Raw genomic sequence first — 22,069 nt, 5'->3', positions numbered from 1 at the left:
TCTGAGAATCGGGCGCGGGTGCGGACGGCGGTCCGCCGGATCACCTCGCGGCGGTCGCCTGCCCGGCACCGTCCTCGCTCACGGCGGTCCCCGCGCCCGGGCGCTGCGCGGGCAGTGCCGCACGGGAGCGGCACTCGGGGGGTTCGATGCTGATCCGCGGCAGCCGCCGGTCGAGCCATGCGGGGAGCCACCAGTTGGCGCCGCCGAGCAGGTGCATCAGGGCCGGGACCAGCAGGGTCCGCAGCACGAAGGCGTCGAGGGCGACCGCCGCGGCGAGCGCGATGCCGAACATGGCGATGATCCGGTCGCCGCTGAGGACGAAGGCGAGGAAGACGGAGATCATGATGACGGCCGCCGAGTTGATGACCCGGCTGGTCTCCGCGAGCCCCACGCGGACGGCCCGCCGGTTGTCACCGGTCGCCAGCCACTCCTCGTACATCCGGCCGACCAGGAAGACCTGGTAGTCCATGGAGAGCCCGAAGAGCACCGACACCATGATCACGGGCAGGAACGGCTCGATCGGCCCGGAGCTTCCCAGGCCGAGGAGTTCACTCCCCCAGCCCCACTGGAAGACCGCCACCACGACGCCGAAGGAGGAGGCTACGGCGGCGACGTTCATGGCCGCCGCCTTCAGCGGTATGCCCAGCGAGCGGAAGGCCAGCAGCAGCAGGAGGCAGCCCAGGGCGATGACCACCCCGACGAACAGCGGCAGCTTGCCCACGATGACCTCCGCGAAGTCGTCGTAGCCGGCCGTCACCCCGCCCACGTGGACCTGCATGGAGTTGCCGCGGCCGGCGCGCGGCACCACCTCCTCGCGGAGGGTGTCGACGAGCTCGCTCGTGGCCCGGGACTGGGGGGCCGAGTCCGGCACGACGGTCAGGACGGCGGTGTCCCCGCTCCGGTCGAAGACGGCCGGTCCGGCGGAGGCGACGCCCTTCGTCGTACGGATCTCCTCGGCGAGGCGGCCCACGGCGAGCCGGTCGCCTGCGCCGTCGAGGCGGGCGACGACGGTCAGCGGGCCGTTGGCGCCGGGACCGAACCCCTGCGCCAACAGGTCGTACGCCTGCCGGGTCGTCGAGCCTGCCGGGTTGTTGCCCTGGTCGGAGGTGCCGAGGTGGAGGAAGAACGTGGGCAGGGCGAGTACCAGCATGACGGCGGTCGCCACGGCCCCGAGGAGCTTCGGGCGCCGCTCGACGAAGGCGGACCAGCGGGCGGCGAAGCCGGTGGTGCGCTCCGGCCGAGGACCCTCGGCGGCGAGCCTGCGGCGCTCGCGGCGCGAGAGGGCGCGCACGCCGATGTACGAGAGGAGGGCGGGCAGCAGGGTGACGGAGGCGGCGACGGTCAGCACCACGGTGACCGAGGCGGCGATCGCGACGCCGTCGAGGAAGGTCAGCCGCAGCACCAGCATGCCGAGCAGGGCGATGCAGACGGTGGCCCCGGCGAAGACGACGGCCCGGCCGGTGGTGGAGACGGCGTTCTCGGCGGCCTCCGCGACGGACAGGCCGCGGGCCAGGCCCTTGCGGTGGCGGGTGACGATGAAGAGCGCGTAGTCGATCCCGACGCCGAGGCCCACCAGGGTGCCGAGCATCGGGGCGAAGTCGGCGACCGGCATGGCGTGCCCGAGCAGGGTGATGCCGAAGTAGGCGGTGCCGACGCTGACCAGGGCCGTCGCGATGGGCAGCAGGCTGGCGGCGAGCGAGCCGAAGGCGAGGAAGAGGACGAGGGCGGCGACGGCGACGCCGATGACCTCGGCGAGGTGCGCGGTGGGGGCCTCGGTCAGGCCGACGGCTCGGCCGCCGAGCTCCACCTGGAGGCCGCCGGCCTCGGTGTCCGCGTTCTTCGCCGCGTCGACGACCGCCTGGGCCTGCGCCCGGGGTACGGCGTCGGCCTGCCGGTCGAAGGTGACCACGGCGTAGGCGGTGCGCCCGTCGGGGCTGATCTGCGCGGCGCTCTCGGGGCCGGCCGCGTACGGGCTCACGACCGAGCCGACGCCCGGCAGGCCGGCGACGGCCCGCAGGGCGCGGGTCATGCGCGCCTCGATGTCCGGGGTGCGGGCGCTGTGGTGCTCCGGCGCCCGCCACACGATGGTGTCGGTGTCTCCGCCCTGACCGGGGAAGGCCTCGCGCAGGAGGTCGTCGGCCCTGCCCGACTCGGTGCCGGGGACCCGGTAGTCAGTGGAGAACGCCGCTCCGGCGGTCCCGGCGGCCGCCGCGCTCGCGCCGAGGGCGAGCAGCCAGATCAGGACGGCGAGGAGCCGGTGGCGCATGCACCACCGCGCGATTGCGGCCAACGGTCGTGCTCCCTGGTGGTACGGATCTTCACCGGGGGAGGCCCGTCGGAAAGAACACGTGAACTGAACACTTCGGATGATGGAGGCCCGACCGGGACCCGGAGGTCGCCCGGGGGTTCCACGATCGGTACGCACGTCCACGATCTCAGCGTTCGTTGATCGTCGGCCCCTTTCGTGTGCATCGTCACAGGGGGCCGCGGGAATGCGGGACCTATGCGGCGCCGGGCTCCGCCGCGTCGGGCCGGTCGGCCCGGTAGCCGGGGACCGAGGGCCATCGGACGGTGAGGACCACCGCGTCCTCCTCGGCGTACCAGGAGTGGTCGACGCCGCGGCCCCACACGACGTAGTCGCCCTGCTCGGCGAGGACGACGCTGCGCTCCGGAAAGTCCATCCGGAAGCGGCCGCTGATCAGGACCAGCAGGGCGGTGCGCCGCTCCCCGGTCGCCCACCGCTCGCGTGCGTCGCCCTTGGGGTGGACGCCCCATTTGATCTCCACGTCCTGGCTGTGGCGGGGGTCGGCGGCGTCCTTGAAGTGGCCCAGGAGCCAGCCTCGGTCGGCGGCCGCGTCGGGGGCGGCCCTGCCGGTGTAGATGGTGGAGTCGGCGGTCACGGACCGAGGCTAATGCAGTTGTGCGGGCGGCCTGGACCCTGATGAGCTGGTCCGATGACGATCGATCGTGCTGAATTGACCGGGATACGGGACCGCTACGACGCCCTGATGCGGCGGGACGCCCGACCCGACGCCCCCGACGCCCGCGTGGAGCGGGTGGGCCGGGTGGTACGGCAGACCCTTCCGGGCCCGGGGTGGAGCGGGGTGCTCTGGTCGGACCTCGACGAGGAGACGGCGGACGCGGAGATCGCGGCCCAGGTGGCGTTCATCGCCGAGAACGAGGTGTCCGAGTTCGAGTGGAAGCTGTACGCGCACGACCGGCCGGCGGACCTGGGCGGTCGGCTGCGTGCGGCCGGGTTCGTCCCGGAGCCGGCCGAGACGCTGATGGTGGGGCTGACCGCGGAGCTGGCGGAGCTGTCGGTGGAGCCGCCGGAGGGGGTCACCCTGCGGCCGGTGACGGACGAGGCGGGCGTGGACCTGATGATGGCGGTCCACGCGCGGGCCTTCGGGACGGCCCGGCCCGGCCTCCGGGAGCAGGTGCTGGGCATGGTGCGGGACGAGCCGGAGTGCATCGCGGCCGTGGTCGCGATGGCGGGCGGGACCCCGGTGAGTGCGGCCCGGGTGGAGATGCGGCCGGGCACGCAGTTCGCGGGCCTCTGGGGAGGCGGCACGGACCCGCTGTGGCGGGGCCGGGGCATCTACCGGCTGCTGGTGGCGCACCGCGCCCGCCTGGCGGCGGAGCGGGGCATCCCCTACCTCCAGGTGGACGCGTCGCAGGACAGCCGCCCGATCCTGGAACGGCTGGGCTTCGAGGTGCTCGGGGTGACGGTGCCGTACATGTGGGCGGGCTGAAACGCACCGCGGGACCCGCGGGGGCCGCACCGCCCGGACCGGCCCGCCCGGACCGCCGGAGCCGGCTGGATATGGCCGCGCCGCCGGGACCGGACCGCTAAGGCCGTACCGCCGAAGCCGGACTCCCCGGGGCCGCACTGCCGGGACCGGACCACCGGGGACAGCACCACCGGGACCGGACCGCCGGGGCGGCGTCTGACCGCCGCACCGGAGCGGGCCCCCGGTACCGTCAGGCCGCCGGGGCTCCCGCTCCGGCTCCGGCCCGCCAGTAGCCGAGCCCGTTCACCCGCTGTCTCGGCAGGGCGAGGTCCTTGCGGAGGTACGACGTCAGCGCGCGCGTCGTCGCCGTGTCGCAGGCCAGCCACACGTACGCCGACGACGGGTCCCCGACCAGCTCCGGCAGCTCCGCCTTGACCCGGTCGACCAGCGCCGTGCCGTCCCGCGCCACCCGGCGCAGCTCGTGCCGGTCCGCGTCCAGCCGTACGGGCAGCTCCGCGTCCGAGTCGTGCTGCGTCTCGAACCAGATCGTCGCAGCGGTCCTCGGGAAGGCGTCCAGCAGGGAGTTGATCGCCGGGAGGGACGCCGCGTCGCCGATGACCAGCAGCCGTTCGGGCGCCGGCTCGGGGACGGTGAAGCCGGTGCCCTGCACGGTGGCGTCGACGGTGTCGCCGGGCTCGGCGGCGCGCGCCCAAGCGCTCGCGACCCCCTCGTGCAGGGCGAACTCCAGCGCGAAGGTGCCTGCCCGCGGGTCGGGGTCCACGAGGGTGTAGGCCCGCTGGTGCGGCCGGCCGGCGCCCTCGAACCAGACGCGGACCCACATCGTGGGGTGCGGGGACCCGCCCGCCGCCGCGAGCAGCCCGCCGTCGGTGAAGTGGATCCGCCGGTAGTGCTCCGTGACCTCTTCCGTCCGCGTCACCGTGAACGTGAAGTCCTTGCCCCGCATGAGCTTGAGGACCACGCCCAGCCCTTGCCGACCGCCATCTCCGACCCCTCCCCCGCGCGCCTGTGGTTAGGACACCCTAACTCAGCACGCCGGGGGAGGTCCGGGACCCGTCCCGCCCCCGCCCTTGCCGCCTTCTCCGAGCTCGTGGAGCTGGGGAAGCCCGTCACGAAGTCGGTCGACGTGAGCGGTGGGCTGCGCCTGCGCATCGAGGTGGAGAAGGGCTGCGACAACGGCACCGTCGTGATCGCCGCCCCGCAGCCGGCCCGCTGAGCGGTCCGTCCCGCGCGGACGGCCCCGCACCGGACTTCCGGTGCGGGGCCGCCGTACGCCTGTGCCCTCGGGCGGGACGCGGGGCTACTCGCCGACGCCCAGGCGCTCCAGGATGAGCTCCTTGACGCGCGCCGCGTCCGCCTGGCCGCGGGTGGTCTTCATGACCGCGCCGACCAGGGCGCCGACGGCGGCGACCTTGCCGCCGCGGATCTTGTCCGCGATGGCCGCGTTGCCCGCGATGGCCTCGTCCACGGCCGCGCCGAGCGCGCCCTCGTCCGAGACGACCTTCAGGCCGCGCTTCTCGACGACCTCGTCCGGGGTGCCCTCACCGGCGAGGACGCCCTCCAGGACCTGGCGGGCCAGCTTGTCGTTCAGCTCCCCGGCCGCAACCAGCGCCGCGACCCGGGCGACCTGCACCGGGGTGATCGGCAGCTCGTCGACGACGACGCCCTGCTCGTTGGCGTTGCGGGCGAGCTCGCCCATCCACCACTTGCGCGCGGCGGCCGAGTCGGCGCCCGCCTCGATCGTGGCGACGATCGAGTCCACCGCGCCCGCGTTGAGGATGGACTGCATGTCGTGCTCGGTGACGCCCCAGTCCTCGCGGAGCCGGTTGCGGCGCGTGCGCGGCATCTCGGGCAGAGCGGCGCGCAGCTCCTCGACCCAGGCGCGTGCCGGGGCCACGGGGACCAGGTCGGGCTCCGGGAAGTACCGGTAGTCCTCGGCGTTGTCCTTGATGCGGCCGGCCGTGGTGGAGCCGTCCTCCTCGTGGAAGTGCCGGGTCTCCTGCACGATCGAACCGCCCGAGGAGAGCACCGCGGCGTGGCGCTGGATCTCGTAGCGGGCCGCGCGCTCGACGGAGCGCAGCGAGTTGACGTTCTTGGTCTCGCTGCGGGTGCCGAACTCGGACTCGGGGGTCGGGCGCAGCGACAGGTTCACGTCGCAGCGCATCTGGCCCTTGTCCATGCGGGCCTCGGAGACGCCGAGCGCCTTGATGACCTCGCGCAGCTCGGCGACGTACGCCTTGGCGACCTCGGGGGCCCGCTCGCCGGCGCCCTCGATCGGCTTGGTGACGATCTCGATGAGGGGGATGCCGGCGCGGTTGTAGTCCAGCAGCGAGTGCGAGGCGCCGTGGATGCGGCCGGTGGCTCCGCCGACGTGCAGGGACTTGCCGGTGTCCTCCTCCATGTGGGCGCGCTCGATCTCCACGCGGAAGATCTCGCCGTCCTCCAGCTGCACGTCGAGGAAGCCGTTGAAGGCGATCGGCTCGTCGTACTGGGACGTCTGGAAGTTCTTCGGCATGTCCGGGTAGAAGTAGTTCTTCCGGGCGAAGCGGCACCACTCGGCGATCTCGCAGTTGAGCGCGAGACCGATCTTGACGGCGGACTCGATGCCGATCTCGTTGACGACCGGGAGGGCGCCGGGCAGGCCCAGGCAGACCGGGCAGGTCTGCGAGTTGGGCTCGGCGCCCAGCTCGGTCGAGCAGCCGCAGAACATCTTGGTCCTGGTGCCGAGCTCGACATGGACCTCCAGGCCCATGACGGGGTCGTACGAGGCGAGAGCGTCCTCGTACGACAGCAGTTCGGTGAAGGTTGTCACGGTGAAACTTTCCCTCTCAGCCCAGCAGGACGTCGTCGTCGCCGAGGCGCTTCAGCTCGCGGTACAGGATCGCGAGGCCGGTGACGATGGCGGCGGCGGACACGGCGGCGTCGACCAGCTTCAGCACGTCGTTGTCGGTGCGGGCCAACCTGACCTGCTTGATCACGCTGAGCGCGCCGAAGGCGGTGGTGCCGATCGACAGGTAGGTGCCGGTCTTGGACTTCTTGAAGCCCTTGGCCTTGGACAGTGCACTGGTGCTCACAGGGACGGTGCCTCCTCAAGCAGCGGGTGGCCCCAGCGTTCGATGAAGGCGGCCTCCACGGCCGCGCCGACCTTGTACAGCCGGTCGTCCTTCATCGCCGGGGCGATGATTTGCAGTCCGACCGGGAGTCCGTCCTCCGGCGCCAGGCCGCAGGGCAGCGACATGGCGGCGTTGCCGGCCAGGTTGGTCGGGATGGTGCACAGGTCCGCGAGGTACATGGCGAGGGGGTCGTCGGTGCGCTCGCCGATCGGGAAGGCCGTGGTCGGGGTCGTCGGGGAGACGATGACGTCGACCTGCTCGAAGGACTTCTCGAAGTCCTGGGTGATGAGGGTGCGGACCTTCTGGGCCGAGCCGTAGTACGCGTCGTAGTAGCCGGAGCTGAGCGCGTACGTGCCGAGGATGATGCGGCGCTTGACCTCGTCGCCGAAGCCGGCCTCGCGGGTCAGGGCGGTGACGTCCTCGGCGGACTTGGTGCCGTCGTCCCCGACGCGCAGGCCGTAGCGCATGGCGTCGAAGCGGGCCAGGTTGGAGGAGGCCTCCGACGGCGCGATCAGGTAGTACGCGGCCATGGCCAGGTCGAAGGACGGGCAGTCCAGCTCGACGATCTCGGCGCCGAGCTCCTTGAGGAGCTCCACCGACTCGTTGAAGCGCTGGACGACGCCTGCCTGGTAGCCCTCGCCGGCGAACTGCTTGACCACGCCGACGCGCATGCCGGCGACGGAGCCGTTGCGGGCCGCCTCGACGACCGGCGGGACCGGCGCGTCGACGGAAGTGGAGTCCATCGGGTCGTGGCCGGCGATGACCTCGTGGAGGAGGGCCGCGTCCAGGACCGTACGGGCGCAGGGGCCGCCCTGGTCGAGGGAGGAGGAGAAGGCCACCATGCCGTAGCGCGAGACGCCGCCGTACGTGGGCTTCACGCCGACGGTGGCCGTGACGGCGGCGGGCTGGCGGATGGAGCCGCCGGTGTCCGTGCCGATGGCCAGGGGCGCCTGGAAGGCTGCCAGCGCGGCCGCGGAGCCGCCGCCGGAGCCGCCGGGGATGCGGGTGAGGTCCCAGGGGTTGCCCGTGGGGCCGTAGGCGCTGTTCTCGGTGGAGGACCCCATGGCGAACTCGTCCATGTTGGTCTTGCCGAGGATGACGACGTCGGCTTCCTTCAGCCGGCGCGTCAGGGTCGCGTCGTACGGCGGGATCCAGCCTTCGAGGATCTTCGAGCCGACGGTGGTCGGGACCCCGACGGTGGTGAAGATGTCCTTGAGGGCGAGCGGGACGCCGGCCAGCGGGCCGAGCTTCCCTCCTGCCGCGCGCTTGGCGTCGACGGCGCGGGCCTGGGCGAGCGCGCCCTCGCGGTCGACGTGCAGGAAGGCGTGGACCTTCTCGTCGGTCGCGTCGATGCGGGCCAGGTGGGCCTCGGTGACCTCGACGGCCGTGAGCTCGCCGGAGGCGATCTTCTCGGCGGTCTGCGCGGCCGTGAGCTTGATGATGTCGGTCATGGCTGTTAGTCCTCCCCCAGGATCTGCGGCACCTTGAAACGCTGCTGCTCCTGGGCGGGAGCACCGGAGAGCGCCTGCTCGGGGGTGAGCGAAGGACGGACCTCGTCCGCGCGCATGACGTTCGTCAGGGGCAGCGGGTGGGAGGTCGGCGGGACGTCTTGGTCGGCGACCTCGGAAACGCGGGCGACCGCGCCGATGATGTCGTCGAGCTGTCCGGCGAAGTGCTCCAGCTCTTCGGCCTTGAGCTCCAGACGTGCCAGCCGAGCGAGGTGGGCGACCTCCTCGCGCGTGATGCCAGGCATGCAGCGATCCTCTGGGGGTGGTGAGTATGTGGTTGCGGGCCCAATCCTATGGGGCTGGGCCCCGGACGCGTGAAACCGGTTTCCGGCGGGCCGGTCCGGGCCCGCCCCGCGCGGCCCCCGGAGCCCGGCGCCGGAGCCCCCGGGAGGGCGGCGCGACGGCGGGCGGGGGCGCGGCGGATCGGGGGCGCGATGAGCCTGGGCGCGGGGGTGGCCTGGGCGCGATGAGCCTGGGGCGCGGGGGTGGGGCCTGGGCGCAGCGGTGGGCCGGGGGCGCGGGGTGGGCCGGCGCGGGTGGTGGCGTCAGACGGCTTCGGCCTCGGCGGCAGCGAGCTCGGCCGAGATGTCCGCCGGGCGGCGCCAGCCCCGTTCCCCGCGGGCCAGCAGCCAGGCCGTGGCCTCCTGCGGCGGCATCGCGGCCGCGACCAGCCAGCCCTGCACCGCGTCGCATCCCAGGTCCCGCAGCCGCTCCCAGGTCTCGTCGTCCTCCACGCCCTCGGCCACCACCAGCAGGCCCAGGGAGTGCGCCAGGTCCACCGTGCACCGCACGATCTCCGCGTCCTGCGCGTCGACCGCGAGCCGGCCGACGAACGACCGGTCGATCTTCAACTCGCTGACCGGCAGCCGCCGCAGGTGCACCAGGGAGGAGTAGCCCGTTCCGAAGTCGTCCAGCGACATCTTCACGCCGTGGCCGGTGAGCCCGGCCATGGTGTCCGCCGCCCGCTGGGGGTCCTCCAGCAGCACGTGCTCCGTGATCTCCAGTTGGAGGCCGCTCGCCGGGACCCCGTGCCGGGCCAGCCGTGCGGCCACCGCGCCGGCGAAGCCCGGGGTGTGGACGTCGCGCGGCGAGACGTTGACGGCGACGGGCACCTTCAGGCCCTGGGCCCGCCAGCGCGCCACCTGGGCGAGCGCGGTCTCCAGGACGTACTCCGTCAGGTGCGGCATCAGGCCGGAGGTCTCGGCGATCGCGATGAACTCGTCGGGGGACACCCGGCCGCGCTCCGGATGCACCCAGCGGACCAGTGCTTCCAACCCCGCCACCTGGCCGTCGAAGCGGACCTTGGGCTGGTAGTGGAGTTCCACTTCGCCCGCGTCGAGGGCTCTGCGCAGGTCCCCGAGGAGGCCGAGGCGGTCGGGTGTGTTGCTGTCCCGCTTGGACTCGTAGACCTCCACGCCCGTGCGGTCCCGCTTGGCCTGGTACATCGCCACGTCCGCGCGGCGCAGCAGCCCCTCGGCGTCCAGCGCGTGGTCGGGGAAGACGGCGAGGCCGGCGCTGGCCTCCAGGACGAGGGTGAGGCCGTCCAGGTCCAGGGGGGAGCTGAGCTCGGCCACCAGGTGGCGGGCGATCCGCTGGGCACTGGTGGTGGAGTCGGCGACGGGCAGCAGGACGGCGAACTCGTCGCCGCCGAGCCGCGCGGCCTCCGCGTCCTGCGGCAGCGCCTGGCGCAGCCGGTCGGCGATCTGGAGCAGCAGCCGGTCTCCGGCGAGGTGGCCCAGGGTGTCGTTGACCGCCCGGAAGCGGTCCAGGTCGATCAGGACGAGCGCGGTCCGGGTGCCCAGGCGTTCGGCCTCGTCCAGGGCGCTCCAGGTCCGCTCCAGCAGCCACTGCCGGTTCGGCAGCCCGGTGAGCGGGTCCCGCAGCTGCTCCTCGGCGCGCGCCCGGGCGATCCACAGGGTGGAGTCCAGCGCGATCAGCGGTACGGCGAACAGCGGCAGGAGCACCGGCTGGGCGACGGCGACGACGCAGATCAGGGGGGCGATGCCGAGCAGCGCGACCGCGACTAACGCCTGGCGGACCAGGGCCGTGCGGGCCGCGGTGGGCAGGCCGCCACCGCGCCGGGACAGGGCGAGCCAGAGCAGGGCCCGGGTGACGAGCAGGTAGGAGACGGCGACGAGGACGACCGCGGGGAGCGCCTCGAGGTCCCAGGTGTCGGGCCGCCACGGCGTCTCGACGGACGGCGCCTGGCCGAACGCGCCGAGCACCAGGGCTCCCGCGCCGATGCCGAGGATGTCCACGGAGCCGTGCAGCAGCCCCTGCCGCCAGCGGTGCCGGCGCGCGGCCCCGACCAGGGAGACCACGGCGAGGGAGACGAGGCCGGCGGGCAGCCATCCGTAGAGGATGAGGACGCCGAGGGTGAGGGCCGCGCCGGATCCGGTCCCGCCCCACCAGCGGTCGCGGCCGAGTGCGACGAGGTGGCCGACGATGATCCCCGTGAGCAGGGCGAGCGCCCAGCCCACCGCGCCGCCGGGGAAGAGCGCCTGACGGCCGGTCAGTGCGGAGACGACGCCGGCCGCGAGGAGCGCGGCGGACAGGCCCACGATGACGAAGGGCAGCGCGCCGCGCCGCTGTCCTGTCGTGCACGCACCGGTGTCCAGCGGTCGGGTCTCCGGTGTCCTGGCGCCCAGGACACCGAACCGGCCCGCCCGCATGGACGGGGGTTCCCCGCCGAATTCAGGTGACGGGTCGGCGCTTTCGGTGGGTTTCATGCCCGTCCCTCTCACAGCCGGCGATGCCGATGTCACGCGATGGCCCCGATGTCATGCCATCACGGCCGGAATCGCGTCCCGCTGCCGTGCACGACAGGCGCACCCCTCAACAGTAGGACGCGGGAGCCTTCCAGGGGCAGCGGTCGGCGGTGGTTGCCCGAATGCGACCCAGCCATCCTCATCAGTACGGTATCCGCCGAACGGGTGAGTTCGGACCAGGACCCCCGGTCGTCCATCCGATGATCCGACAGGTCACCGCCCTGCGAACAGCCCTGTACCGGCCGTTTGCCACCGCCCGCCGCGCCTGGCGTGCGCCCGCCCGTACGGACGCACGCCACGCATCCGTTCGCCCGCGCCGCTGCCCCGGAAGGGTTCCCTTCCGGGCCCTACTCCGCTCCGGTGTCCCCGTCCGGCGTGAGCGCCGCCTCCCGGGCCGCGTCGGGCCCCTGCTCCAGCAGGACGGCGAAGCCCGCGTCGTCGAGGATGGAGAGCTTCAGCTGCACGGCTTTGTCGTACTTGGAGCCCGGGTTGTCGCCGACCACGACGAACGAGGTCTTCTTCGACACCGAGCCGGTGACCTTGGCGCCCCGGCTCTGCAGGGCGTCCTTGGCCCCGTCCCGGGTGTGGCTCTGCAGGGTGCCCGTGACGACGACGGTGAGCCCCTCCAGCGGTCGGGGCCCCTGCTCCTCGTCGGAGCCCTCCTCCTCCATCCGGACGCCGGCCGCACGCCACTTGCGCAGGATCTCCTGGTGCCATTCGACGGCGAACCACTCCTTGAGCGAGGCCGCGATGATCGCGCCCACCCCCTCGGTCGCCGTCAGTTCCTCCTCGGTGGCCTGCTCGATGCGCTCGACCGAACGGAACTCGCGGGCGAGCGCCTCGGCGGCCACCGGGCCGACGTGCCGGATCGACAGGCCGTTGATGAAGCGCGCCAGCGGCCGGTCCTTGGCCGCCGCGATGTTCTCCAGCATCGCCAGGGCGTTCTTCTTCGGCTCGCCCTTCTGGTTGGCGAAGACCGTGACGACCTTCTCCTCGCCGGTCTTGGGGTCCCGCTTGGGCAGTCCGCTGTCCTGGTCCAGGACGTACGCCTTGATGGGGAGCAGCTGTTCGATGGTCAGGCCGAAGAGGTCGCCCTCGTCCAGCAGCGGGGGCCGGGCCGGCTCCAGCGGTCCGGTCAGCGCGGCCGCCGCCACCATGCCGAAGTTCTCGATGTCCAGGCTCTGCCGGCCGGCGAGGTAGAACAGCCGCTCGCGCAACTGGGCGGGGCAGGTCTGGGCGTTGGGGCACCGGACGTCGATGTCCCCCTCCTTCATCGGCCGCAGCTCCGTCCCGCACTCGGGGCACTCGGCCGGCATCACGAACTCCCGCTCGCCGCCGTCCCGCAGGTCGACCACGGGGCCGAGGATCTCGGGGATGACGTCGCCCGCCTTGCGCAGCACCACGGTGTCCCCGATCAGGACGCCCTTGGCCTTGACGACCTGCTGGTTGTGCAGGGTCGCGAACTCGACCTCGGAGCCCGCCACCGTCACCGGCTCCACCTGCGCGTACGGGGTCACCCGCCCGGTGCGGCCGACGCCGACCTTGATGTCGATCAGCTTGGTGTTGACCTCTTCGGGGGCGTACTTCCAGGCGATGGCCCAGCGCGGGGCACGCGCGGTGGAGCCGAGCCGGCCCTGGAGGGACACCTCGTCGAGCTTGACGACGACGCCGTCGATCTCGTGCTCCACCGAGTGCCGGTTCTCGCCGAAGTACGCGATGAACTCCCGGACTTCGGCGAGCGAGGAGACCACCTTGTTGTGCCCGCCGGTGGGCAGGCCCCACTCGCGGAGCAGCTCGTACGCCTGCGACTGGCGCTGGATCTCGAAGCCCTCGCGCGCGCCGATGCCGTGCACGACCATGTGCAGCGGCCGGCTCGCGGTGACCTTCGGGTCCTTCTGGCGCAGCGACCCGGCCGCCGCGTTGCGCGGGTTGGCGAAGGGCTTGCCCTCCGTCTCGACGAGCCGGGCGTTGAGCTCCTCGAACTTCTCCATCGGGAAGAACACCTCGCCGCGGATCTCGACGAGCGCCGGGATCCGGTCGCCCTTGAGGCGGTCAGGGATCTCGGCGATGGTGCGGACGTTGGGCGTGATGTCCTCGCCGGTGCGGCCGTCGCCGCGGGTGGCGGCGCGGGTGAGGCGGCCGTTCTCGTAGGTGAGGTTGACGGCGAGGCCGTCCACCTTCAGCTCGCACAGGTAGTGGTAGTCGGAGGTGTTGACGTCCCGGGCCACCCGCTCGGCCCAGGCGGCCAGTTCCTCGTCGTCGAAGGCGTTGTCGAGGGAGAGCATCCGCTCCCGGTGCTCGACGGAGGCGAAGTCCGTCTCGTACGCCCCGGCCACCTTCTGGGTGGGCGAGTCGGGCGTGCGCAGCTCCGGATACTGCTCCTCCAGTGCCTCCAGCGAGCGCAGCAGCGTGTCGAACTCGGCGTCGCTGACGACCGGCTGGTCGTTCACGTAGTACCGGAAGCGGTGCTCCTCGATCTGCTCGGCCAGCAGGGCGTGCTGCTCACGCACCGCCGCCGGTACTGCCGTGTCCTGCTGTTCGGCTGCCATGCCGTGTCCTCCCGTGGCCCGTCCCGATCGTCACTCAGGGTTGTCGGCGAGCGACCTCGCCGCCCTGACGCAATGCGCCTGCACCGCGCGGGCGTAGGCGGGCGAAGCGCCCGCCAGACCGCACGAGGGAGTGACCACGACGGACTCCGCCAGAGTCCCCGGGGCCAGCCCCAACCTGCGCCAAAGCTTCCTGACACCCATGACGCTACCGCCCGGGTCGGACAACGGGCCGTCGGTGCCGGGCACCACTCCGGCGAAGAGTTTCGTGCCGCTCTCGACGGCCTCGCCGATGGCGTCCTCCTCGCGCTCGGTGAGCAGGGAGAAATCGAACGACACGCCCGTCGCACCGGCTCGCCGCAGCAGGGCGAAGGGGACCTCGGGCGCGCAGGAGTGCACGGTCACGTCCGCGTCGTGGACGGAGAAGAGGTCGCGCAGGGTGCCCTCGACGACCTGCCGGTCGACGGCGCGGTAGGTGCGGTAGCCGCTCGCCGACCGCACGCGGCCGAGCAGGACGGCGGTCAGGGAGGGCTCGTCGATCTGCAGCACGATCTCGGCGCCGGGGATGCGCCTGCGCACGTCGGCCAGGTGCTCCCGCAGTCCCTCGGCGAGCGAGCCGGCCAGGTCCCGGCAGGCGCCCGCGTCCTGGAGCACGGCCTCGCCGCCGTGCAGTTCCAGGGCGGCGGCCAGCGTCCACGGTCCTACGGCCTGGACCTTGAGCTTCCCGGTGTACCCCTGGGTGAACTCCTCCAGGGCGTCCAGGTCCTCGCCGAGCCAGGACCGGGCCCGGCGGGTGTCCCGGCCGGGGCGGTCGCTGATGCGCCAGCCGCTCGGCTCGACGTGCGCGTACAGGTCGACCAGCAGTCCGAGGGACCGGCCGACCATGTCCGCGCCGGGCCCGCGGGCGGGCAGCTCGGCGAGGTACGGGAAGTCCTCGAAGGAGCCCGTCACGGTCTTGGCGGCCTCGCGGGCGTCGCCGCCGGGCAGCGAGCCGACTCCGGTGGCGCCCGCGCTCATCGGCCGGGCCTGACGGTCAGGTCGTTGACCTCGGCGTCGCGGGGCAGGTCGATGGCCATGACGATGGTCGTCGCCACCGACTCGGGGTCGATCCAGGCGGCCGGGTCGTACTCCCTGCCCTCCTGGGAGTGCACCTTGGCCTGCATGGGGGTGGCGGTGCGCCCGGGGTACACGGAGGTGACGCGGACGCCGTTCGGCTTCTCCTCGGCGCGCAGCGAGTCGGCGAGGGCCTTCAGCCCGTGCTTGGAGGCGGCGTACGCGCTCCAGTCCGCGTGCGCGTGGAGCCCGGCGCCGGAGTTCACGAAGACGATGTCGGCGTGCGAGGCCCGCAGGGTGGGCAGCAGCAGCCGGGTGACCTCGGCGGGGGCGACCAGGTTCACGTTGAGCTGCTGGTGCCAGGTCTTGGGGCGCAGGTCGCCGACGGGGCCGAGGTCGACGATCCCGGCGATGTGCAGCAGGGAGTCGATGCGCTCGGGGACGGCCTGCTTGGAGAAGGCCCACGAGAGCCGGTCGGGGTCCGCGAGGTCGCCGACGAGGGCGGTGGCGCCCGGGTAGCGGTCGGTGAGCCGGCGGGCGCGGCCCGCGTCCCGGGCGAGCAGGACGATGTCGTCGCCGCGGGCGTGCAGGCGGGCGGCGACGGCGGCGCCGATGCCGGATCCGGCACCGGTGATCAGGTGAGTAGCCATACCGCCCATGCTCGCACTCCTGGGGCTGCCGTTGCCCCGGAGGTCAGAGTCCCGCGGCCGCCGCGTAGGCGCGCTCGATCGCGGCTCGGGCGGCGGGGGCCTGCCGGGCGGTGAGGCCCGCGACCTGGCTGAGCCCGGCCAGGGCGGTGACCCCGGCCGGATCGCCGCTCCTCGGTCCGGTCCAGTACCGCAGGGCCTCGTCCCGTACCTCGGCCAGCGCGGCCGCCCGGTCCGGCACGGGCGGATCGAAGCGGCCGCCCGAGGCCCGGGTCTGCTCCCACCAGCGGTCCTCCCAGAACTCCACCGTCCAGCCCTCCCAGGCCGCGGCCGGGGTACGCACGTACTCGAGCGTGCCGCTGAGCCACCAGCCGACCCGCCGGTGCTTCGGATCGATGTGGATCCCGCCCTGCGCGTGCGTCCGGTACGCGTCGTGCCGGGGGGCGCCGTCCAGCCGACCGAGCAGGCCGGAGCCCTCGGCGAAGGCGAGGTCGACGATGCCGGTGAGTACGTGACAGCGGTCCGCGCCGATGGTGACGACCATCGCCGGCGGGTCCGCCCGGGTCAGGGTCCGGTCGTCCGGGCCGATGGCGGAGCCCACGAAGGAAGAGACCGGGTGGCCGTGGTCTTCCACCGGCTCACCGAGGTACCTCCGCAGGTCGGCCTGGCCGTCGCTGACCCAGCGCACGTCCCAGCCGGGCCAGGCGTGACCCAGCATGGCGAAGAAGGCGGCGCGGGTGCGCGACGAGGCGGCCGGGCCCTCGACCGCGAAGAACAGCAGGGCCTTGCGGTCGGGGTCGGCCAGGACGCCCGACTGCACGTAGTCGTCCGCACCCCAGTCCACGGGCGCATAAGTCCCGGCGTCCAGCAACGGCAGGAGGACGTCGGGGCCGGCCAGCAGGTCGAGGTCCAGGCCGATGGCGCCCCACTCGTCGGCGTAGCCGGTGTAGCCGTCGGGGCCGCCGAGGACGTACGTGGCGTAGTCGCTCATGTCACAGACCCGCGGCCGCGCGGAGGTCGGCGGCCGTCTTCGCGGCGTCGTAGTCGGGGGCGACACCCTCGACCAGGACGGCCTCGCCCGCGATGTGGCCGGTGCGCAGCGGGAGGATCTCCTGGTAGGCGGCCGAGGCGTACCAGGCGCGGGCCCTGTCGATGTCCGGGAAGCCGATCACCACGACCGTGCCGGGGAAGGGGCCTTCCAGGACCTCGACCTCCTTGCCGTGGACGAGGAAGCGGCCGCCGAAGGGGTCCATGGTGGCCTGGATCTCCTCGATGTAGCGCAGGACGTCCTCGTTCATCGTCCCGGGGCGCAGGTGGGCGATGGCGTACGCGGTCATGGTCGTCTCCCCGGTCGGTCGGCCCGGGTGTTCCGGGCCGTCGGGAAGATCCTGCCGAACGGCCGCCTGCGGGTCGATTACCCCGGAGGTCATGCCAGGGCCGGGCTGCCCGGCTGGAAGGTGCGGCGGTAGCCGATCGGCGAGACGCCGAGGGCGCTGCGCATGTGCTGGCGCAGCGAGTTGGCGGAGCCGAAGCCGGAGCGGTGCGCGACCAGGTCGACGGGCAGGTCGCTGGACTCCAGCAGGTGCCGGGCCACCTCCAGGCGCTGCGCGGTGAGCCACTGCACGGGGGTCATCCCGACCTCGTCGCGGAAGCGCCGGGTGAAGGTGCGCAGGCTCATCCGCGCGTGGGCGGCGAGCTCGGCCAGGCTGATCGGCTCGGCGAGGCGTTCCAGGGCCCACGCCCGGGTGGCGGTGGTGGCGGCTACGGTGGGCTCCGGGACCGGCCGGTCGATGTACTGGGCCTGCCCGCCGTCGCGCCACGGCGGTACGACGCACAGCCGCGCGGCGCGGTTGGCGACGGCCGTGCCGTAGTCCCGGCGGATCAGGTAGAGGCACAGGTCGATGCCCGCGGCCACCCCGGCGGAGGTCAGGATGTCGCCGTCGTCGACGAACAGGACCTCCTCGTCGAGCCGGACGCGGGGGAAGGCCCGCCGGAACTCCGGGGCGTGCACCCAGTGGGTGGTCGCGGCCCGGCCGTCGAGCAGGCCGGCGGCGGCGAGCACCTCGGAGCCGGTGCAGATGGACACGATCCGGGTGCCGGGGCGGATGCCGGCGAGGGCCGCGGCCAGGGCCTGCGGCAGGGGCTCCCCGCGCAGGAGCGCGGGCAGGGCGTGGGCCGGCGGGACGATCACGGTGTCGGCCGCGGCGAGCGCCTCGGGGCCGGCGGCGACCCCGATGGTGAAGCCCGCGTCGCTGGCCACGGGCAGGCCGTCCGCGGTGCAGACCGTGACCTCGTACAAGGGGCTGCCGTCCTGCGCGCGGGCGTTGCCGAACACCCGGGACGGCATTCCGAGCTCGAACGGGGCGACGCCTTCGAGGGCGAGTACGGCTACACGGTGCATGGCCAGATCCTGTCACATGGTGGCCGTCTGGCCATCCCCACGCGCGGGCGGACGGCACCAAGCTGGTGCGGTCGGCCGGGAGAACCGGTCCGGAGCACAGCCGAGCACTACGAAGGAGACACTCATGCGTGCGGTCGTCGTCAGTCAGTGGGGTGGACCCGAGGTCCTCAGCGAGGTCGAGGCCGAGCGGCCCGAGCCGGGGCTGAACGAGATCCTGGTACGGGTCCACGCGGCCGGCGTGAACCCGGCCGACTGGAAGACCCGGGCCAGCGGCGCCCTCATCGGCTGGGGCGAGGTCCCGATGGTCGGCTGGGACGTCTCGGGCACCGTCGAGGCGGTCGGCCCGGGGGTGACCCTCTACCGGGCGGGCGACGAGGTGTACGGGATGCCCCGCTTCCCGCAGCAGGCCGGCGCGTACGCCGAGTACGTGACCGCTCCCGCCCGGCACTTCGCCCGCAAGCCCGCCTCGCTGGACCACGTGCAGGCGGCCGCGCTGCCGCTGGCCGCGCTGACCGCCTGGCAGGCGCTGGTGGACACCGCCGGGGTCACGGCCGGGCAGCGGGTGCTGGTGCACGCGGCGGCCGGCGGCGTCGGCCACCTGGCCGTGCAGATCGCCAAGGCCCGCGGCGCGTACGTGATCGGCACCGCGAGCGCCGGCAAGCACGCGCTGCTGCGCGAGCTGGGCGCGGACGAGCTGATCGACTACCGCACCACGGACTTCGAGGACGCCGTCGCCGAGGTGGACGTCGTGATCGACGCGGTCGGCGGGGACCACGGGCGGCGCTCGCTGAAGGTGCTGAAGCCGGGCGGCCACCTGGTGACCCTGCCGGGCCCGGACGGCGTCCCGGACGGCGCCGAGGGCGTGCACGCCGTGTGGCTCCTGGTCGAGCCGGACCTCAAGGGCCTCCAGGAGATCGCCGCCCTGGCCGATCAGGGCCTGCTGAAGCCGCTGGTCGACACGGTGCTCCCGCTGGAGCGGGCCGCGGAGGCCCACGAGATCGGCGAGCGGGGCCGGACCACCGGCAAGATCGTCCTGACGGTGGCCTGACCCGGCCGGAGCTACACGGACGCGGCGGTGGCGCGCGTCGTCGTCGCGATGGTGGCGGAGCCGACGACGCGGGTGCCGTCGTAGAGCACGATCGCCTGGCCGGGGGCCACGCCGCGGACCGGCTCGGTGAAGGAGACGCGCAGCTCGCCGTCCACGAGCTCGGCGAACACCTCGCTCTCGCCGCCGTGGGCGCGCAGTTGCGCGGTGTACGTGCCCGGGGCGGCGGCCGTGGAGCCGCACCAGCGGGGGCGGATGGCGGTGAGGGCGCTGACGTCGAGGGCCTCGACGGGCCCGACGGTGACGGTGTTGTCCACCGGCGAGATGTCGAGGACGTAGCGCGGCTTTCCGTCGGCGGCGGGGTGCCCGATGCGCAGGCCCTTGCGCTGGCCGATGGTGAAGCCGAAGGCGCCCTCGTGGGTGCCCACCTTCTCGCCGGTCTCGTCGACGATGTCGCCTTCGGCCTTGCCGAGGCGGTTCGCGAGGAAGCCCTGGGTGTCGCCGTCGGCGATGAAGCAGATGTCGTGGCTGTCGGGCTTCTTCGCGACGGCCAGGCCGCGCTCCTCGGCCTCGGCCCGGATCTCCTCCTTGGTGGTGAGGGTGTCACCGAGCGGGAAGAGGGCGTGCGCGAGCTGCCGCTCGTCGAGGACGCCGAGGACGTACGACTGGTCCTTGGCCATGTCGCTGGCGCGGTGCAGCTCCCGGGAGCCGTCCTCGTTCAGCACGACGGTGGCGTAGTGGCCGGTGCAGACCGCGTCGAAGCCGAGGGCCAGGGCCTTGTCGAGCAGCGCGGCGAACTTGATCTTCTCGTTGCAGCGCAGGCAGGGGTTGGGGGTGCGGCCGGCCTCGTACTCGGCGACGAAGTCGTCGACCACGTCCTCGCGGAAGCGCTCGGCGAGGTCCCACACGTAGAAGGGGATGCCGATGACGTCGGCGGCGCGGCGGGCGTCGCGGGAGTCCTCGATGGTGCAGCACCCGCGGGCGCCGGTCCGGAAGGACTGCGGGTTCGCGGAGAGCGCGAGGTGGACGCCGGTCACCTCGTGCCCGGCTTCGACCGCGCGGGCGGCGGCGACGGCGGAGTCCACGCCTCCGGACATGGCGGCCAGGACGCGGAGGGGGCGGGCGGTGCGCGGCAGGTTCTCAGTCATAGCACCGTCCAGGGTACGGGGAACCGCGAGGGGCCACGGCGCGTTGTCGGGGTCAGGGGGTGGATCACATGGTGGGCGAGGGTGCGGAGGGCGGGAAGGCCGCGGCGAGGCCGGGCCGGAGCCGCAGGGCGGTGCTGCTCGGCGGGCTCGGGGTCGTCGCCGCGGCGGCGGTCGTGGGCCGGGACGAGCTGAGCCGTGCCTGGTGGCTGCTGCCGGGGGTGTCCAAGCCGCGCAAGGAGGGCGAGCTCGACCACGCCGGGGCGGGCTGGACGGCGGCGTCCCCGGCGAACTGGCGGCTGGCGGACCGGCCGGACGACTACCGCGTGGACCGCATCGTCGTCCATGTCACACAGGGCGGGTTCGCGTCGTCGGTGGACGCGTTCCGGAACCCGTGGCACAAGGCGTCGGCGCACTACATAGTCCGCCAGGACGGGCACGTCGAGCAGATGGTGCGCGAGCTGGACGTCGCCTTCCACGCGGGCAACCGCTCGATGAACGAGCGCAGCGTCGGCATCGAGCACGTGGGCTTCGTGGACCGCCCGCAGGACTTCACGGACGCGATGTACGCGGCTTCGGCGGTGCTCGCGGCCGACGTCTGCCGCCGGTACGGCATACCGGCGGACCGCGAGCACATCCTCGGGCACTCCGAGGTCCCGGGCGCCGACCACACGGACCCTGGGCGGCACTGGGACTGGGACCGCTACGTCCGGATGGTCGGCGAGGCGCTGCGGGCCCCCGCGGCGCCCGGTGGTGCGGCCGGCTAGTGCGGTGACCGGGGCGCGGAGGTACCGGGCCGTCCCGTTCGGCCCGGCGCGATCCGATCGGGACGGACTAGCTGAGGCCTGCCGTACGGGCCCGGTCGACCGCCGGGCCGATGGCCGCGGCCAGCGCGGCCACGTCCGCCTTCGTGGAGGTGTGGCCCAGGGAGAAGCGCAGGGTGCCGCGGGCCAGTTGCGGGTCGGTCCCGGTGGCGAGCAGGACGTGGCTGGGCTGGGCCACCCCGGCGGTGCAGGCGGAGCCGGTGGAGCACTCGATGCCCTGGGCGTCGAGCAGGAGCAGCAGGGAGTCGCCCTCGCAGCCCGGGAAGGCGAAGTGCGCGTTGGCGGGGAGCCGGTCCTGCGGGTCGCCGCCGAGGACGGCGTCGGGGACGGCCGCCAGGACGGCCGCGACCAGCTCGTCGCGCAGGGCGCCGACCTCGGCGGCGAACCGCTCGCGCCGCTCGGCGGCGAGGACCCCGGCCACCGCGAAGGCGGCGATCGCCGGTACGTCGAGGGTGCCGGAGCGGACGTGCCGCTCCTGGCCGCCGCCGTGCAGGACGGGGACCGGGCTCTGGTCCCGGCCGAGCAGCAGGGCGCCGATGCCGTAGGGGCCGCCGATCTTGTGGCCGCTGACGGTCATCGCGGCGAGGCCGCTGTCGCCGAAGCCGACGTCGAGCTGCCCGAAGGCCTGGACGGCGTCGGAGTGCAGCGGGATGCCGTGCTCGCCCGCGACGGCGGCCAGCTCCCGGACCGGCATGACGGTGCCGATCTCGTTGTTGGCCCACATGACGGTGGCCAGGGCCACGTCGTCCGGGCTGCGTTCGACGGCCTCGCGGAAGGCCTCCGGGTGCACGCGGCCGTAGCGGTCCACCGGCAGGTACTCGACGCGCGCGCCCTCGTGCTCGGCGAGCCAGTGGACGGCGTCGAGGACCGCGTGGTGCTCGACGGGGCTGGCCAGGATGCGGGTGCGGTCCGGGGCGGCGTCGCGGCGGGCCCAGTACAGGCCCTTGACGGCGAGGTTGTCGGCCTCCGTCCCGCCGGCGGTGAAGACCACCTCGCTCGGGCGGGCCCCGATCGCCTCGGCGAGGGCCTCGCGGGCCTCCTCGACGGTGCGGCGGGCCCGGCGGCCGGCGGCGTGGAGGGAGGAGGCGTTCCCCGTGGCGGCGAACTGCGCGGTCATCGCCGCGGCGGCCTCCGGCAGCATCGGGGTGGTGGCGGCGTGGTCGAGGTAGGCCATGATCCCCCGATTCTACGAGTCCGCCGGGCGCCGTCACTCCGGCGGTGCTCCCCCGGCGCCCGGACCGCGCGTCCGGACCGCGCGCGCGGCCGCCCC

At 73.6% G+C, this 22,069-nt stretch carries 20 protein-coding genes; 4 read left to right on the top strand and 16 right to left on the bottom strand.

Annotated features, from left to right (window positions below; all coding sequences use genetic code 11):
* Positions 1 to 40: 40 nt before the first annotated feature.
* Together ACFWU6_RS06985 and ACFWU6_RS06980 are read right to left on the bottom strand one after the other, a co-directional pair.
* Positions 41 to 2,290 (bottom strand): MMPL family transporter, encoded by a 2,250-nt coding sequence (locus ACFWU6_RS06985; RefSeq protein ID WP_383979018.1) that lies wholly within the window; start codon positions 2,288 to 2,290, stop codon positions 41 to 43.
* A 211-nt stretch (positions 2,291 to 2,501) separates the two neighbouring features.
* The gene (locus tag ACFWU6_RS06980; RefSeq protein ID WP_383802721.1) at positions 2,502 to 2,900 is read right to left on the bottom strand and encodes a signal peptidase I; all 399 of its coding nucleotides are present in this window, start codon (positions 2,898 to 2,900) and stop codon (positions 2,502 to 2,504) included.
* Positions 2,901 to 2,954: 54 nt separating this feature from the next.
* Here ACFWU6_RS06980 and ACFWU6_RS06975 point away from each other — a divergent pair, with 54 nt between their 5' ends.
* Positions 2,955 to 3,752 (top strand): GNAT family N-acetyltransferase, encoded by a 798-nt coding sequence (locus tag ACFWU6_RS06975; protein WP_383979016.1) that lies wholly within the window; start codon positions 2,955 to 2,957, stop codon positions 3,750 to 3,752.
* Positions 3,753 to 3,981: 229 nt separating this feature from the next.
* Here ACFWU6_RS06975 and ACFWU6_RS06970 read toward each other — a convergent pair whose 3' ends face one another.
* Positions 3,982 to 4,695, bottom strand: coding sequence for a siderophore-interacting protein (locus ACFWU6_RS06970; RefSeq protein WP_383979074.1), 714 nt, complete (start codon positions 4,693 to 4,695; stop codon positions 3,982 to 3,984).
* Between the two features lie 144 nt (positions 4,696 to 4,839).
* On the opposite strand from ACFWU6_RS06970, the gene ACFWU6_RS06965 reads away from it, so the two are divergent.
* On the top strand, positions 4,840 to 4,965 hold the full coding sequence (locus ACFWU6_RS06965; protein WP_383979014.1) for a hypothetical protein: 126 nt from the start codon (positions 4,840 to 4,842) through the stop codon (positions 4,963 to 4,965).
* 84 nt (positions 4,966 to 5,049) lie between these two features.
* On the opposite strand, the gene gatB is transcribed toward ACFWU6_RS06965, so the two are convergent.
* The 11 genes from gatB to ACFWU6_RS06910 form a co-directional block, all read right to left on the bottom strand.
* Positions 5,050 to 6,561, bottom strand: coding sequence for an Asp-tRNA(Asn)/Glu-tRNA(Gln) amidotransferase subunit GatB (gatB, locus tag ACFWU6_RS06960; RefSeq protein WP_383979012.1), 1,512 nt, complete (start codon positions 6,559 to 6,561; stop codon positions 5,050 to 5,052).
* A gap of 16 nt (positions 6,562 to 6,577) precedes the next feature.
* Positions 6,578 to 6,823: a hypothetical protein gene (locus ACFWU6_RS06955; RefSeq protein WP_383802712.1), complete on the bottom strand. Its 246-nt coding sequence runs from the start codon at positions 6,821 to 6,823 to the stop codon at positions 6,578 to 6,580.
* Positions 6,820 to 8,313, bottom strand: coding sequence for an Asp-tRNA(Asn)/Glu-tRNA(Gln) amidotransferase subunit GatA (gene gatA / locus ACFWU6_RS06950; protein WP_383802710.1), 1,494 nt, complete (start codon positions 8,311 to 8,313; stop codon positions 6,820 to 6,822). The genes ACFWU6_RS06955 and gatA overlap by 4 nt, the downstream gene beginning before the upstream one ends.
* A 5-nt stretch (positions 8,314 to 8,318) precedes the next feature.
* Positions 8,319 to 8,615: an Asp-tRNA(Asn)/Glu-tRNA(Gln) amidotransferase subunit GatC gene (gene gatC / locus ACFWU6_RS06945; protein ID WP_165335824.1), complete on the bottom strand. Its 297-nt coding sequence runs from the start codon at positions 8,613 to 8,615 to the stop codon at positions 8,319 to 8,321.
* Positions 8,616 to 8,915: 300 nt separating this feature from the next.
* Positions 8,916 to 11,099, bottom strand: a complete 2,184-nt coding sequence (locus ACFWU6_RS06940; RefSeq protein WP_383802708.1) for a putative bifunctional diguanylate cyclase/phosphodiesterase — start codon at positions 11,097 to 11,099, stop codon at positions 8,916 to 8,918.
* A 386-nt stretch (positions 11,100 to 11,485) separates the two neighbouring features.
* On the bottom strand, positions 11,486 to 13,687 hold the full coding sequence (ligA, locus tag ACFWU6_RS06935; RefSeq protein ID WP_383979009.1) for an NAD-dependent DNA ligase LigA: 2,202 nt from the start codon (positions 13,685 to 13,687) through the stop codon (positions 11,486 to 11,488).
* Positions 13,688 to 13,717: 30 nt separating this feature from the next.
* Entirely contained in the window at positions 13,718 to 14,701 is a 984-nt protein-coding gene (locus ACFWU6_RS06930; protein ID WP_383802705.1) for a methionine synthase, read from the bottom strand.
* A complete protein-coding gene (locus tag ACFWU6_RS06925; RefSeq protein WP_383979006.1) occupies positions 14,698 to 15,387 on the bottom strand; it encodes an SDR family oxidoreductase in 690 nt (229 codons plus the stop codon). The genes ACFWU6_RS06930 and ACFWU6_RS06925 overlap by 4 nt, the downstream gene beginning before the upstream one ends.
* A gap of 43 nt (positions 15,388 to 15,430) precedes the next feature.
* Positions 15,431 to 16,375 carry a hypothetical protein gene (locus ACFWU6_RS06920; RefSeq protein ID WP_383979003.1) on the bottom strand — a complete coding sequence of 315 codons (945 nt, stop codon included), beginning with the start codon at positions 16,373 to 16,375 and terminating at the stop codon, positions 15,431 to 15,433.
* 1 nt (position 16,376) lies between these two features.
* A complete protein-coding gene (locus ACFWU6_RS06915; protein WP_383802699.1) occupies positions 16,377 to 16,721 on the bottom strand; it encodes a DUF1330 domain-containing protein in 345 nt (114 codons plus the stop codon).
* Between the two features lie 89 nt (positions 16,722 to 16,810).
* Positions 16,811 to 17,785, bottom strand: coding sequence for a GlxA family transcriptional regulator (locus ACFWU6_RS06910; protein WP_383979000.1), 975 nt, complete (start codon positions 17,783 to 17,785; stop codon positions 16,811 to 16,813).
* Between the two features lie 124 nt (positions 17,786 to 17,909).
* On the opposite strand from ACFWU6_RS06910, the gene ACFWU6_RS06905 reads away from it, so the two are divergent.
* Positions 17,910 to 18,833 (top strand): NADP-dependent oxidoreductase, encoded by a 924-nt coding sequence (locus ACFWU6_RS06905; RefSeq protein WP_383802695.1) that lies wholly within the window; start codon positions 17,910 to 17,912, stop codon positions 18,831 to 18,833.
* A gap of 11 nt (positions 18,834 to 18,844) precedes the next feature.
* Here ACFWU6_RS06905 and mnmA read toward each other — a convergent pair whose 3' ends face one another.
* On the bottom strand, positions 18,845 to 19,978 hold the full coding sequence (gene mnmA / locus ACFWU6_RS06900) for a tRNA 2-thiouridine(34) synthase MnmA (RefSeq protein ID WP_383978997.1): 1,134 nt from the start codon (positions 19,976 to 19,978) through the stop codon (positions 18,845 to 18,847).
* A 68-nt stretch (positions 19,979 to 20,046) separates the two neighbouring features.
* On the opposite strand from mnmA, the gene ACFWU6_RS06895 reads away from it, so the two are divergent.
* The gene (locus tag ACFWU6_RS06895; protein WP_383802691.1) at positions 20,047 to 20,742 is read left to right on the top strand and encodes an N-acetylmuramoyl-L-alanine amidase; all 696 of its coding nucleotides are present in this window, start codon (positions 20,047 to 20,049) and stop codon (positions 20,740 to 20,742) included.
* 67 nt (positions 20,743 to 20,809) lie between these two features.
* Here ACFWU6_RS06895 and ACFWU6_RS06890 read toward each other — a convergent pair whose 3' ends face one another.
* Entirely contained in the window at positions 20,810 to 21,973 is a 1,164-nt protein-coding gene (locus ACFWU6_RS06890) for a cysteine desulfurase family protein (protein ID WP_383802689.1), read from the bottom strand.
* Between the last annotated feature and the right edge of the window lie 96 nt (positions 21,974 to 22,069).

Source organism: Streptomyces sp. NPDC058674, assembly GCF_042716505.1.
Classification (GTDB): domain Bacteria; phylum Actinomycetota; class Actinomycetes; order Streptomycetales; family Streptomycetaceae; genus Streptomyces.
Note: the sequence above shows the minus strand (reverse complement) of the source record. Positions and strands in the feature narration are given on the sequence as shown.

Coding starts and splice junctions, on each gene's coding strand:
- ACFWU6_RS06930 (WP_383802705.1), bottom strand. CDS start 14,701: ATGAGCGCGGGCGCCACCGGAGTCGGCTCGCTGCCCGGCGGCGACGCC.
- ligA (WP_383979009.1), bottom strand. CDS start 13,687: ATGGCAGCCGAACAGCAGGACACGGCAGTACCGGCGGCGGTGCGTGAG.
- ACFWU6_RS06970 (WP_383979074.1), bottom strand. CDS start 4,695: ATGCGGGGCAAGGACTTCACGTTCACGGTGACGCGGACGGAAGAGGTC.
- ACFWU6_RS06910 (WP_383979000.1), bottom strand. CDS start 17,785: ATGCACCGTGTAGCCGTACTCGCCCTCGAAGGCGTCGCCCCGTTCGAG.
- gatC (WP_165335824.1), bottom strand. CDS start 8,615: ATGCCTGGCATCACGCGCGAGGAGGTCGCCCACCTCGCTCGGCTGGCA.
- ACFWU6_RS06890 (WP_383802689.1), bottom strand. CDS start 21,973: ATGGCCTACCTCGACCACGCCGCCACCACCCCGATGCTGCCGGAGGCC.
- ACFWU6_RS06975 (WP_383979016.1), top strand. CDS start 2,955: ATGACGATCGATCGTGCTGAATTGACCGGGATACGGGACCGCTACGAC.
- ACFWU6_RS06895 (WP_383802691.1), top strand. CDS start 20,047: ATGGTGGGCGAGGGTGCGGAGGGCGGGAAGGCCGCGGCGAGGCCGGGC.
- ACFWU6_RS06925 (WP_383979006.1), bottom strand. CDS start 15,387: ATGGCTACTCACCTGATCACCGGTGCCGGATCCGGCATCGGCGCCGCC.
- ACFWU6_RS06905 (WP_383802695.1), top strand. CDS start 17,910: ATGCGTGCGGTCGTCGTCAGTCAGTGGGGTGGACCCGAGGTCCTCAGC.
- ACFWU6_RS06915 (WP_383802699.1), bottom strand. CDS start 16,721: ATGACCGCGTACGCCATCGCCCACCTGCGCCCCGGGACGATGAACGAG.
- ACFWU6_RS06920 (WP_383979003.1), bottom strand. CDS start 16,375: ATGAGCGACTACGCCACGTACGTCCTCGGCGGCCCCGACGGCTACACC.
- ACFWU6_RS06940 (WP_383802708.1), bottom strand. CDS start 11,099: ATGAAACCCACCGAAAGCGCCGACCCGTCACCTGAATTCGGCGGGGAA.
- mnmA (WP_383978997.1), bottom strand. CDS start 19,978: ATGACTGAGAACCTGCCGCGCACCGCCCGCCCCCTCCGCGTCCTGGCC.
- gatA (WP_383802710.1), bottom strand. CDS start 8,313: ATGACCGACATCATCAAGCTCACGGCCGCGCAGACCGCCGAGAAGATC.